The 12,729-nt window shown below is 70.3% G+C and carries 9 protein-coding genes and 2 tRNA genes; 2 read left to right on the top strand and 9 right to left on the bottom strand.

Annotated features, from left to right (window positions below; translation table 11 throughout):
- Positions 1 to 25: 25 nt before the first annotated feature.
- Positions 26 to 1,477 carry a catalase gene (locus tag AAFN69_RS18630; RefSeq protein ID WP_347729680.1) on the bottom strand — a complete coding sequence of 484 codons (1,452 nt, stop codon included), beginning with the start codon at positions 1,475 to 1,477 and terminating at the stop codon, positions 26 to 28.
- Between the two features lie 131 nt (positions 1,478 to 1,608).
- Between AAFN69_RS18630 and AAFN69_RS18635 the strand changes: the two genes are divergently transcribed.
- Complete coding sequence (locus AAFN69_RS18635) at positions 1,609 to 2,028, top strand: Fur family transcriptional regulator (protein ID WP_347729681.1); 420 nt, start codon at positions 1,609 to 1,611, stop codon at positions 2,026 to 2,028.
- Between the two features lie 266 nt (positions 2,029 to 2,294).
- Here AAFN69_RS18635 and AAFN69_RS18640 read toward each other — a convergent pair.
- The 4 genes from AAFN69_RS18640 to AAFN69_RS18655 form a co-directional block, all read right to left on the bottom strand.
- Positions 2,295 to 2,368, bottom strand: a tRNA-Met gene (locus tag AAFN69_RS18640).
- Positions 2,369 to 2,687: 319 nt separating this feature from the next.
- Positions 2,688 to 5,051, bottom strand: coding sequence for a sel1 repeat family protein (locus AAFN69_RS18645; RefSeq protein WP_347729682.1), 2,364 nt, complete (start codon positions 5,049 to 5,051; stop codon positions 2,688 to 2,690).
- Between the two features lie 197 nt (positions 5,052 to 5,248).
- Positions 5,249 to 5,322 (bottom strand) — tRNA-Met (locus AAFN69_RS18650).
- A 116-nt stretch (positions 5,323 to 5,438) separates the two neighbouring features.
- Positions 5,439 to 8,396 (bottom strand): UPF0182 family protein, encoded by a 2,958-nt coding sequence (locus AAFN69_RS18655; RefSeq protein WP_347729911.1) that lies wholly within the window; start codon positions 8,394 to 8,396, stop codon positions 5,439 to 5,441.
- 153 nt (positions 8,397 to 8,549) lie between these two features.
- Between AAFN69_RS18655 and AAFN69_RS18660 the strand changes: the two genes are divergently transcribed.
- Positions 8,550 to 9,146: a PPA1309 family protein gene (locus tag AAFN69_RS18660; RefSeq protein ID WP_347729683.1), complete on the top strand. Its 597-nt coding sequence runs from the start codon at positions 8,550 to 8,552 to the stop codon at positions 9,144 to 9,146.
- Between the two features lie 124 nt (positions 9,147 to 9,270).
- Here AAFN69_RS18660 and AAFN69_RS18665 read toward each other — a convergent pair whose 3' ends face one another.
- From AAFN69_RS18665 to AAFN69_RS18680, 4 genes are all read right to left on the bottom strand, one after another.
- Positions 9,271 to 10,365 (bottom strand): PDZ domain-containing protein, encoded by a 1,095-nt coding sequence (locus AAFN69_RS18665; RefSeq protein ID WP_347729684.1) that lies wholly within the window; start codon positions 10,363 to 10,365, stop codon positions 9,271 to 9,273.
- A gap of 126 nt (positions 10,366 to 10,491) precedes the next feature.
- Entirely contained in the window at positions 10,492 to 10,665 is a 174-nt protein-coding gene (locus AAFN69_RS18670; protein WP_347729685.1) for a hypothetical protein, read from the bottom strand.
- Between the two features lie 227 nt (positions 10,666 to 10,892).
- Positions 10,893 to 11,351: a molybdenum cofactor biosynthesis protein MoaE gene (locus AAFN69_RS18675; protein ID WP_347729686.1), complete on the bottom strand. Its 459-nt coding sequence runs from the start codon at positions 11,349 to 11,351 to the stop codon at positions 10,893 to 10,895.
- A gap of 61 nt (positions 11,352 to 11,412) precedes the next feature.
- Positions 11,413 to 12,540: an SDR family oxidoreductase gene (locus AAFN69_RS18680; protein WP_347729687.1), complete on the bottom strand. Its 1,128-nt coding sequence runs from the start codon at positions 12,538 to 12,540 to the stop codon at positions 11,413 to 11,415.
- Positions 12,541 to 12,729: the final 189 nt, after the last annotated feature.

The raw sequence follows: 12,729 nt of genomic DNA on the forward strand, positions 1-12,729 counted from the left end.
TCTCCGTCTCGCGGCAAGCGCCCGATCAGCCGCGCAGGGCCTGGACGGCGGCATCCAGCCGCTTGCCGAAGTCTCCGTCGGCCTGACGGAAGTTGTTGATCGCCCGCTCGGCGATGTCGTCGCGGGAGACCTTCGCGATGAACCCGGCGAGGTTCTCGACGAGGCGGGACTTCTCACCCTCCGACATCAGCCGGTAGAGGTTGCCCGCCTGCACGAAGTCGTCGTCCTCCGCGTGGCTCGGCGCCTCATGGGTGCCGGTGACACCGGAGACCGGGCTCGGCGACCAGAGCGGCCGGTCCGTCTGGAAGGGGCCGCCGAAGCTGTTGGGCTCGTAGTTCTTCGCACCCTTGTGGCGGCCGTCGTACAGGAAGCCGTCCCGGCTGTGGGTGTTCGCCTCGGTGGCGTGCGGGCGGTTCACCGGCAGATGGTCGGCGTTGATCCCGACGCGGTAGCGGTGGGCGTCGCCGTAGGCGAAGAGGCGGCCCTGGAGCATCTTGTCCGGGGACGGCCCGATGCCCGGCACGAAGTGGGCCGGCGAGAAGATCGACTGCTCGACCTCGGCGAAGACGTTCTCCGGGTTGCGGTTCAGCTCCAGCTTGCCGATCTCGATCGGCGGGTAGTCCTCGTGCGGCCACACCTTGGTGAGGTCGAACGGGTTGAAGCGGTAGGTCGCCGCGTCCGCCTCGGGCATGATCTGCACCTGCACGGTCCAGGACGGGAAGTCTCCGCGCTCGATGGCCTCGCGCAGATCGCGCTGGTGGCTGTCGGGGTCGGTGCCCGCGAGGGCGTTCGCCTCGTCCTGGGTCAGGTTCTTGATGCCCTGGTCGGTCTTGAAGTGGTACTTGACCCAGAAGATCTCACCGGCGGCGTTGTTCCACTGGTAGGTGTGGGATCCGTAGCCGTTGAGATGGCGGTACGAGGCGGGGATGCCCCGGTCGCCGAAGAGCCAGGTGACCTGGTGGGTCGACTCGGGCGACAGCCCCCAGAAGTCCCATACGTTGTCGGCCTCCTGGGAGCCCGTGTACGGGTCGCGCTTCTGGGTGTGGATGAAGTCCGGGAACTTGATGGCGTCCTGGATGAAGAAGACCGGGGTGTTGTTGCCGACGAGGTCGTAGTTGCCCTCCTCGGTGTAGAACTTCAGCGCGAAGCCCCGGGGGTCGCGCACCGCGTCCGGCGAACCGAGGTTGCCGGCGACGGTGGAGAAGCGCAGGAAGGTCTCCGTCTCCTTGCCGGCCTCGGAGAGGAACGCGGCCCGGGTGTACCGGCTGACATCGGCGGTGAGGGTGAAGGTGCCGTACGCGCCGGCCCCCCGGGCGTGGACCACGCGCTCCGGGATGCGCTCGCGGTTGAAGTGCGCGAGCTTCTCCAGAAGCGACTGGTCCTGCACCAGAACCGGACCGCCGACGCCCGCGGTCGCACTGTTCTGATTGTCGGCAACCGGAGCTCCGGCCTCCGTGGTGAGCGGTCCCTGCGTCACGTACGCCTCCTGCTGATCTCGTCCTGGCCCTTGTGCTGAACCGATCCTACGATGGACTTTGTCTAAGTCAAGCCAACTTCCAAAGTCACACCCATTCGGGATACGGATCCCCCACTGTTAGGCTGGTTCCCATGAGTGACCTGTTGGAACGACTCCGCGGACGCGGCTGGCGCATGACCGCGCAACGGCGTGTCGTGGCCGAGGTCCTCGACGGCGAGCATGTCCATCTGACGGCCGACGAGGTGCACGCGCGTGCCGCGCGGCGGCTGCCGGAGATCTCCCGCGCGACCGTCTACAACACCCTGGGCGAGCTGGTCTCCCTCGGCGAAGTGCTGGAAGTCGCCACGGACCGCCGCGCCAAGCGCTACGACCCGAACGCCCACCGACCCCATCAGCATCTGGTCTGCGCCGAGTGCGGCGCGATCCGCGACGTCCATCCGGCCGGCAATCCGCTGGCCGATCTGCCGGACTCGGAGCGCTTCGGATTCACGATCTCGAATGTCGAGGTCACCTACCGGGGCATCTGTCCGGGCTGCGCCGGCGCCGCCTGAGCCCATCCCCTGCCGGAGCCGTCGATCCCCCGCGGTCGCACACCCCGGCAACACCGTGTCCCCTCGCTCGTCGGTGGATGCCGCTCCCCTGAGCGCATCCACCCGGCGCCGCCCCGGCCACCGCCGCCGCATCATCCCGGCGCCCGCTCGAAGCCCACTCGACCCGTCACGGGGAGCGGTACCCGTCCGTCCCGGCGGGAATCACGAACCATGGGCAGAACACGACGAAGGCCCGGATTCCTGAGAATCCGGGCCTTCGTCCTGAGTAGCGGGGACAGGATTTGAACCTGCGACCTCTGGGTTATGAGCCCAGCGAGCTACCGAGCTGCTCCACCCCGCGCCGTTGAACACAACCTTACGGGACCGGACCGGGGGGCGCAAATCAACATCGCTGCCCGGGTAAACGCCCCCGTCCGAGTGCTCCCGCCGAGCCGCCCGGAGGCCGGTCGGGATTCCGTTCTCACTGGTCAGCGGCCCGCTGTGGGGATACGGGCCCGGGTGGGGCCGCAGGAGCACGGGAGGGGGCCGGGTCGCGCATGCCGGCAGCCGGCAGCCGGCGGGCTCGGGCATACCGGGCCGCGCATGCCGGCAGCCGGCAGCCGGCGGGCTCGGGCATACCGGGCCGCGGGCGGGAGCGGCCCCGCGCCACCGGGGCGCTCTCATGCCGTGAGCTCCTGGTGGAGCGCCTCCCGGAGCCGGGCGGCGCGCTCGGTGACCTCCGCCGGGCCGAGCTCCATCGCCCGTGCGCACCAGCGCTGGCCCTCGTTCAGCTCGCCCCGGCGGGCGGCGAGGAGCGCCAGCCGCAGGGCGGCCCGGCCGTGGCCCGCGCGGGCGGCGCGGGCCCACCAGAGGGCCGCCTCGCGCTCATTGCCCTCGCGCGCGAGCAGCAGCCCGAGGTTGAACGCGCCGTTGCGGCTGCCGGCCTCGGCCGCCTCGCGGTACCAGCGGGCCGCGTCCGACATGTCGCCGCGGGCCGCGGCGAGCATGCCGACGCGTACCTGCGCACGGCGGTGCCCCTGCTCGGCGGCGCGCTCGTACCACTCCTCGCACTCGGTCTTCTCCCCCACCGGCTCCCCGAGCACGGGCGGCCCGGGGGGCGGCTGGCGGGCGTCCAGCAGCGAGGCCAGCCGGAAGGCGGCCTCCGCGCTGCCGCCGCCCGCCGCGCACCGCAGATGGCGCTCCGCGCCCTGGTCGTCGCCGTCCCGCAGCAGGGCGATGCCGACCTGGAGCGCGGCCTCCGTGTGACCGGCCGCGGCGGCCCGCTCGTACCAGGTGAGCGCGGTGCGGTCGTCGTCCCGGCCGACATGGAGGATGCCGAGGTTGAAGGCGGCGTCCACGCTTCCGGCCTCGGCCGCCTTGGAGAACCACGGCTCGGCCCCGGTCGCGTCACCGGCCTGGAGGAGCAGCACGGCGAGGGCGTTCGCGGCCTCGCGGTGCCCGGCGTAGGCGGCCTGGCGGTACCACTGCTCGGCCTGCGCCGTGCGGTCCTGGGCGGCGCAGAGCAGCCCGAGGTTGTACGCGCCGTTCACATCCCCGGCGGTCATGGCGGCGCGGTACCAGCGCTCGGCGGTCTGCGGCTCGCCCCGGGCGGCATGCAGCGCGCCCAGGGCGTTGGCGGCGTTCCCGTCGCCCTCCTGGGCGGCGCGCAGCCACCAGACGGCGGCACTCTCCTCGTCGCCCGCGTCGCGCAGCAGAAAGCCGAGCGCGCAGGCGGCGCGGGTCTCGCCGTCCTTGGCGGAGCTGAGGTACCAGCGTCCGGCCTCCCGCAGCTCACCGCGCTTCTCCAGGATGGCGCCCAGATGGAGGGCGGCCCTGCGATGGCCGCGCGCGGCTGCCTGGCGGTACCACTGGGCGGCTTCGTCCAGGGTGGAGAGCCGGAGATTGGTGACGCTGTCGATCAGCCCGGTCCCCTGCCCTGCGGCGGGCGCGCCGGCCCCCGTGCGCCGGGGCGGATCCGGGCGCGCGGGAGGCGCGCCGGTGCCGGCCGGCGCCGTACCGCGCGGGTCCGTGCCGCCCGGAACCCTGCCGCGCGGGTCCGTGCCGCCCGGAGCCAGGGCTCTCAGGAGCTTGCCGCCCGGGGTCGCCGGCGAGCCCGTGCCGCGTCCCAGAAGCGCGTGGGCGTCCCCGGGGTGGGACTCGTCGGCCGCCCGCAGCTCCAGCATGCGGGCGAGCCGGTACGCGGCCTCGCGGTGGCCCTGCTCGGCGGCTGCCCGCAGCCAGCGCTCGGCGCCCACGTCCCTGCGGTGCTCCAGCAGATCGGCGAGGGCGTACGCGCCCAGGGCGTGGCCCTGTTCGGCCGACTGGCGCAGCCAGTACTCGGCGGCGGGCTCGTCGCCGCGCTCGCGGAAGTGGCGCCCGAGGGCGTGGGCGGCGGCGGCCGAACCCGCGACGGCGGCGACCCGCCACCAGCCGGCGGCCTCCTCGCCGTATCCGCGCTGATGGAGCAGGACACCGAGATTGTTGGCGGCGGCCCGGTCGCCCTCGGCGGTCGCGGCGCGCAGATAGGACTCGGCCCCGTCGAGATCGCCCCGGCGCAGCAGCAGCGCGCCGAGCACACTCATCGACCCGGTGTCGCCGCTCTCGGCCGCGCGGCGATACCGCTCCTCGGCCCCGGCGGTCTCCATGGCGTCCACACTCGCACCGGTGGTGCGCGCGGCACCAGAGCCGGGACCGCCCGGCCGTCGGGTGTCGCCGTCAGCGCGGTTCGGGGCCGGGGCATCCGCGACATCCGGGACGCCCGGGATTCCCGGAATGCCGTCGAGCCCGTCGAGCCCGTAGTACCCGGCGGTACCGGCCGTTTCGGCGTCGGTGTCATCGGCGAGTGCGGCACCGGTGCCGGGCCCGGCACCGGTCACGGCGCCGCCGGCGCCCGTGATCAGACGAGCGCGGCCGGTGTGATCGGCGGGCGTGGTGCGCGCGATGCCCTCCGCGGCGGTACGGATCCCGTCCGCCGCACTGCCGGCATGCCGCTGCACAAACCGCCCTGTCTCCAACAGAGTTGCCCTGTCCCCCATGAATTCCATCGTCGCACCACCTGCAACCGCTCACACCTGGTATACCGCAACCAGGAAGGTCGTTTCGGCGTTTTGTCGACATGCCCACAGAGAGACAAGTCAAACCCGTACTCCGTCAACTCGCCACCCCCCGAACACAGTTCCCACTTCCCTCAGCACATGACGAGGGCCCGGATCCTCAAAGGATCCGGGCCCTCGTCGATGAGTAGCGGGGACAGGATTTGAACCTGCGACCTCTGGGTTATGAGCCCAGCGAGCTACCGAGCTGCTCCACCCCGCGCCGTTGTGTTCACACACTATCACGGCGCGGGATGTTGCCTGCTCAGCGGCGTGGTGCCGGCCGCCGCCGATCTCTCTCCGACTGCTCTGACTGCTCCGGCTGTTCCGGGTGGGGCACTACGACGCCTTCGACGACGAGCTCGACGGCGAGGGCGAGGCCGATGACCGGCTGCTCGACCCCTGGGCCGCCCGCAGCCGCTCCAGCGCCGCTTCCAGATCCTTCTGGGCCTGGCCGTAGGCGCCCCAGTCCTCGGGATCCTTCTTCAGCGCCGCGTCGGCCTCCTGCTGGGCCCTGAGCGCGTCATTGATCGCGTCCTCCAGCTCGCCCTCACCGGTGACCGGCGGTTTCGGCGGATTCGGCTTGGTGGGTTCGTCACCGTCCGGCGGCTGCGGTGTCGGTGTCGAGCCATCCGTCGCGAAGACCGCGTCGAGCGCCTCGTCCAGGCTGTCCTTGAAGACCGGCTTCCCGCCGCCGTAGGCGACCGCCACCTTCCTCAGCAGCGGATAGTTGGCGCTGCCGCCGCGGGCGTAGACCGGCTCGACGTAGAGGAACCCGCCGTCCAGCGGAATCGTCAGCAGGTTGCCGTACTCGATGTCCGAGTCGGTGCCCCTGAGGTCACGGACGAAGGTCGCGACCTCGTTCACACCATTGAGCTCGGACTGCACCTGTGAGGGGCCCTGGACGGTCTCGGTGACTCTCAGCAGCCTTATCGAGCCGTACCCCGCGCTGTTCGCGTCGGCGTCGACCGCCATGAACGCTCCCAGGTTGGGCCGGCCCGCCGGTGTGAAGGTCGTCGTCAGCGAGAACTTCTGCGCCTTCTCCCCGGGCATCTTCAGGCTCAGGTAGTAGGGCGGAACCGCGCTGGAGTCCTTGTTCGTCGGGTCGTCCGGCACCTGCCAGGCGTCCGAGCCGCTGTAGAACTGCTCGGGCTCGGTGACGTGGTACCGGGTGAGCAGCTCGCGCTGGACCTTGAACATGTCCTGCGGGTAGCGCAGGTGCGACCGCAGCTCGGCGGAGATGTCGCTCTTCGCCTTGACCGTGCCCGGGAACGCCTTCATCCAGGTCTTGAGGACCGGGTCCTTGGTGTCCCACTGGTACAGCTTGACCGAGCCGTCGTACGCGTCGACGGTGGCCTTCACCGAGTTGCGGATGTAGTTGACCTGGTTCTGCTGGGCCACCACGGCGCGCTGGTTGGTGGTCAGCGAGTCGGTGGTGGTGTCACCCAGGGTCGTCCGCGAGGCGTACGGGTAGCCATTGGTCGTCGTGTACGCGTCCACGATCCACTGGATCCGGCCGTCGACCACGGCCGGGTAGGCGTCGCCGTCGATGGTCAGCCAGGGCGCGACGGCCTCGACGCGCTCCTTGGGCGTGCGGTTGTAGAGAATCCGCGAGCCCTCGCCGACCGCTCCCGAGTAGAGGATCTGCGGCTCGCTGAAGGCCACCGCGTACGCGGCGCGGTTCAGCGCGTTGGAGAGGCTGACGCCGCTCTTGCCCTTGTAGCTGGTGTATTTGGTCGGGCCGGTGCTCGCCTCGTAGTCGAGCTCCTTCTGCGGGCCGCCGACGATCGAGTACTGCTCGGTCTTCTCGCCGTAGTAGATCCGCTGCTCATAGGGCGTCTTGCTGAGCTGGCCGGTGGTCGGGATCCCGGACTCGGTGAAGTCCGGCGAGCCGACGGTGCCCTTGTTGGGGTCGCTGACCACGCTGGTGCCCTTGGCCGCGATCGCGCCGAAGCCGTGGGTGTAGGTGAAGTGGTCGTTGATCCAGTTCCGCTTGGGGATACCGGTGATGTCCAGCTCGCGGAGACCGATCACGGTGTCCTGCGGCTTGCCGTCGGCACCGGTGTACCGGTCGACATCGAGCGTCGCCGGGAACTGGTAGTACTTCCGCTCCTGCTGGAGCTGCTGGAAGGCCGGGGAGACCACATTGGAGTCGACGACGCGGTAGCTGGCCGCGGAATTCGCCTCGGTCCGCTGCTCGGCCTTGCGGGTCGGGTCGCCCTTGCCGGCGTAGTCCTCCGGCTCGGCCTTGTCGATGCCGTACGCCTTGCGGGTGGCATCGATGTTCTTCTGGATGTACGGGCTCTCCTTGGCCTGCTCATTCGGCTGGACCTGGAACTTCTGCACGATGGCCGGGTAGAGGCCGCCGATCAGGATCGCCGAGAGAACCATCAGGCCGAAGCCGATCACCGGCAGCTGCCAGGTGCGCCGCCAGAGGGTGGCGAAGAAGAGCACCGCGCAGATGACGGCGATGCAGAAGAGGATCGTCTTCGCCGGGAGATAGGCATTGGCGTCGACATAGCGCAGGCCGGTCCAGTTGCCCGTGGCCTTGAAGTCGCTGGACTTCACCGCGAGCCCGTACCGGTCGAGCCAGTACGCCACGGCCTTCAGCGAGACGAAGAGGCCGAGCAGCACCGAGAGGTGTCCGGTGGCGGCGGCGGTCGCCCGCGCGCCGGGGCTGGTGATGCGCAGCCCGCCGTACAGATAGTGGGTGAGCGCCGCGGCGATCAGCGACAGCACGGCCGCGGCGAAGCCGAAGCCGAGCAGGAACCGGTACCAGGGGAGATCGAACGCGTAGAACGACACGTCCATCTGGAACTGGGGGTCCTTCTGGCCGAAGGGCACGCCGTTGACCCACATCAGCCAGGACCGCCACTGGCCGGTGGCGGAGGCTCCGGCGATCAGCCCGACGAGAGCGGTGAGCCCGAGCAGGACCCACTTCTTGTACGGGGCGATACCCATCCGGTAACGATCCAGGCTCTGCTGCTCCAGCGACATCGCGCTCAGTGGCGGACGGAGCCGGTGGGCGAGCCAGATGTTCACCCCGACGGCGGTGGCCATCAGCAGACCGAAGACGGCGAAGAGGCCGATCTTGGTCCACAGGGTGGTGGTGAACACCGATGAGTAATTGACGGAGCGGTACCAGAGCCAGTCGGTCCAGAACCCGGCGAACATGACGAACGCCATGGCCAGGACCGCCAGCACGCCCAGTGTCATGAGCAGGGTGCGGACACGCCGGGATGGCCGGCCCACTCTGATCCGTGGCCCGGTCGGGGGGCCTCCGCCGCGGTCCGGCATCTGGAAAGCCAACGTGCGCACCTCGAAGTTCGCGGTTGTGTAGATATTCGCGGTCAGTTTGCGGGCCCCGCGATCCTAGAGCCCCATCCATGCAACTTACCGAGGCTTTACCTAGTTCCCGACTCGGGGCCGGAAGGAGGCAGGATATTGCGCATGTCCAATGTTTCCCCTTCCGCCCCCTCCTCCGGCGACTCCGATCCGACAGCCCCGGGCTCGGGTCCGATCGCCGCGACCCCCCTCACCCGTGCCGTGCTGGAGATCGACGAATACGCCTCCGGCCTGGGCTGGGACCAGCCGGCCAGGCTCTTCGCCCTGGTCGACACGGCCAGGCTCCGCACCCAGGAACCGGGGCTCGCGTCTCAGCTCGGTCTCGACGGCGAGGACACCCCCGCGCCGCTGACCCCGATCGAGCAGGACGAGATTCCGGCCGGCACGCCGCTCGACAAATTCCTCGGCACGATCGCCTGGCCGGACGCAGTCTCCGGCTGCGCGCTGACGGTCGAGCGACTGATGCTGCCGCCCTCGGCCGAGTCCTCGGTGCCGCAGGGCCTCAATGACAAGGCGCTCGCGAAGTGGGTCGCCGCCCATCCGGACCGCCAGGAGGTCCGGATGACGGTGGCGGTGCTCCGCGACGGCAAGCGCGAGTCGGCGATCAGGCTGCGCGGGAAGGACTCACCGAAGGAGGTACTGACCGGCGCCGATCTGGTGCCGCGGCTGGCGGAGGCACTCGCCGCGACCTTCGAGGTCTGACCGGACCGCGGGACCGCCCGGCGGCTCAGCGGGTCACGGGACCGCCCGGCGGCTCAGCGGGTCACGGGACCGCCCGGCGGCACCCCGAACGCGGAGTGCCGCCGGGCGGTCCGGGCGCTCGCGGTCAGCCGGTGGCGGAGGAGCAGCCCGGCAGCGACTCCGTCGCCCCCGACTTGATCTTCGCCATGGACTTGGTGGCGTCGGCCATCGTCTCCACCTTCACCAGGGTCAGCCCCTTGGGCGTGTCGGCCGCCGCCGTCGGGCAGTTGGCGGCCGGCGTCAGGAAGAACTCGGCCCCGGCCTTCCTGGCCCCCACGAGCTTCATCTGGATACCGCCGATGGGGCCCACCTCGCCCTTGTCGTCGATGGTGCCGGTGCCCGCGACGAACTTGCCGCCGGTCATGTCACCCGGGGTGATTTTGTCCACAATGCCCAGGGCGAACATCAGGCCGGCGCTGGGGCCGCCCACATCGGCGAGATTGATGTCGATGGTGAACGGGAAGGTGTGGTCGGTCCCGGCCTCGATGCCGACGATCGCCCGGTTGCCCGTCTCCGACTTCGCGGTGGTGATCGTCACCTTCTCGGTCGCCGTCGGCTCCTTGCCCGCCTTCTCCGCCGCGGCGGCGTCGGCCGCGGGGACGATGGTGAAGACGACCTTGTCGCCGGGCTTGTTCTTGGTGACCAGCTTCGCCACATCACCCGGCACGCGGACCGGCGTGCCGTCCACGGCGCGGATCACATCGCCCGCGTGCAGGCGGTTGTGCGCCGGGGTGTCCTTGAAGACCGCCGCGACCACGACGCGTGACTTCACCGGGATGTCCAGTTCCCGCAGGGCGGCGACCTTGGCGCTCTCCTGCGACTGGGTGAACTCCTCGGCGTTCTCCTGCGTCGACTCCTCCTCCGTCTTGCCGTCCGGATAGAGGGTGTCGCGCGGCACCACCACATTGTCGTGGGCCAGCCAGCCGTGGACCGACTCGACGAGATTCATCTTGTAATCCGCACCGGTGACCCGGACCGTCGTCATATTGAGATGACCGGTCGTCGGGTAGGTCTTGTGCCCGGAAATCCGCAGAACCGGTTCGCCCCGGGCGCTGCCCAGCGTGTTGACCGTGGGGCCCGGTGACATCTCCGCGTAGGGGACCGGGATGAGCACTCCGGCGCAGAGCAGCGCGATGAAAATCAGAGTGGACGCGAGCATCGTCGTGGTGCGGCGTGGCATGGAACGACAGTACGGGAAACACCTGTGGGCGCACCGTCCGGGCCGGTCCGTCCGAGGCCGCAGGCCGCGGCCGGACGGATGTCCGGCCGGGGTTCTCCTCGGGTACTTCCGGTACTTCCGGGGTCGCTACTCGGCGGAGCCCTTCCCGGACCCGGCCTTCTCCATCGCGTCGCGGAATCGCGCGTATCCGGCCAGCTCGGCCACATCTCCGGTCGTCCGGTTGCGGGAGGCCCAGCCTCCCCATATCGCCGCACCGACAACAGCGAAAAGCGGAATCAACAACCAGGCGAGTGCTGCCATCGCGACCTCCCTACCCCATGAACGGAAAGCGACTGAGTGATCAGCAGATTAGTCATCTGCCACTTCAACGCTCATGGCAGGGTGACGGTTACGCAAATCGGGCCGCTTGACCACCGTACGGGTTTCAGCCAGGGTCACTCCCCCGAACGATGGCCTCGCCGCCGCTCCCCGGCGCGAGCCCCGGCACGGTCCGCGAGAGGGTTGTACGGGATGTCCGGATCAATCCGTCATGAACCGACCCATTCCTCCGTGCCGTCCGAGAAGGTCTGGTGTTTCCAGATCGGAACCTCGGATTTGAGGTCGTCGATCAGCTTGCGGCACGCCTCGAACGCCTCACCCCGATGGGCGCACGCCACCGCCACGACGACCGCGAGATCACCGACGCGCAGCTCACCCACCCGGTGGACAGCGGCGAGCGCCCGGACCGGGAACTTCGCCACCACGCCTTCGGCTATTCGGCGCAGCTCCGCCTCGGCCGTCGGATGGCTGGAGTACCCGAGGCCGTCGACATCCGCGCCGCCGTCGTGATCACGGACGGTGCCGACGAAGAGCGCGGTGCCGCCCGCGGCCGCGTCGCCCACGGCCGCGAACACCTCGTCGACGGAGAGCGGGGTGTCCCGGATCGCGAGAAGGCGGATCGGATCCTCCGCCGCCTGCTCACCGGAGTGGTCGTAGCTGATGCCCATGCACTCATCGTGCCGTACACCACTGACAACCCGGAAAACCGCCCGCCCCGCGAGAGCCGGCCTAGAGCCGCCGCCGCGCCTTGCGGGCCCGGCGGACCAGTGCGGCGGTGCCGAGCAGGGCGACCGTCGCGCCCGCGGCGCCGGCCGCGGTCGCGTCCTTGCGGCCCAGCCTGCGGCCCGCGAGGGTGTGGCGGCCCTCGACCTCCTCCAGGAGCGCGGCCAGCACCTCCTCATTGGTCCACTTCGGGCGCCAGCCCGCGTCGTGCAGCCGGCTGACGCTCACCACCCAGGGATGCATGGTGTACGCGAGATCCCCCGCCGGGGATGGGGTCAGTCCGATGCGGTGGAGCCGGGCGGCGGCCCCCAGGGCCACGGCCGAGGGCAGCTCCATCCGCCGGATTCCGCTGATCTCCTCGACCTCGTCCTGCTCCAGCCAGCCGTCGCAGCCGACCACCAGCTCGCCCTCGACCTTCTCCAGGGCGGCGTACTCCAGGGCACTCACCAGATCCTCGACATGGCAGAACTGCCAGGTGGGACGGGATCCGGCGACCACGAGCAGACGGGGCGACTCGAAGTAGCGGGTGAGGGCCGTATCCGTGCCCCCGACCAGCACGGCCGGGCGGACCACGGTGACATTGAGCCCGGGGTGGGCGCGCGGGGCCCGGCGGCCGAGGCGTTCGATCTCCAGCAGGTCGCCGACACCGGTGGCCTCGGCGGTGGCGCGCAGTTCGGCGTCCTCGGAGAGCGGGATGTCATTGTCGGGCAGCGCCCCGTAGACCATGGCGGAGGTGCACAGCACCACCCGGCGCACGCCTGCGGCGGCCGCGGCGGTGAGCACGGTCTGTGTACCGCGTACGTTATACGCGGTACGGGCGGCGGAGTCGGTCTCCAGATCGAGATCGAGCGCGAGATGGACCACCACATCGGCGCCGCGCAGTTTCTCGGCGATGGCCGGATCGCGGACATCGAGGATGTGCCACTGCGCCTCGGAGATCTCTCCCCGGCGCTCATCGATCGCGACGACCTGTTTGACCTGGTCGGATGCGGCCAGTCGGCGAGTGAGCAGCTCGCCGATGCCGGTGGCGGCGCCGGTGATCGCGACGACGGGCCCCCTGCTTGCGGGCCCGCCGCCTCGGGACGGGGTTGAGCGGTTTCGCGCTCCGCGAACCTGCGGATCTGGGGAACTCACCAGGCGTCTCCAGCGGTTGTCTTCAGTACGTAAGCAAATAACGCGTACGTACCAGGTGGCGTCCATCCTGCCCCAGGCCACGAGTCGACGGAGCACCGAGCCCATATGCGAGCCCGGATGTCTACGCTGGGTGTGTTGTCAGGCATTCGCCGCCGGCCGGAGCCGGTGGCCCTACGAGCCGAGGAAACC

Origin of the sequence: Streptomyces sp. CAU 1734, assembly GCF_039888735.1 — a bacterium.
Classification (GTDB): Bacteria; Actinomycetota; Actinomycetes; order Streptomycetales; family Streptomycetaceae; genus Streptomyces.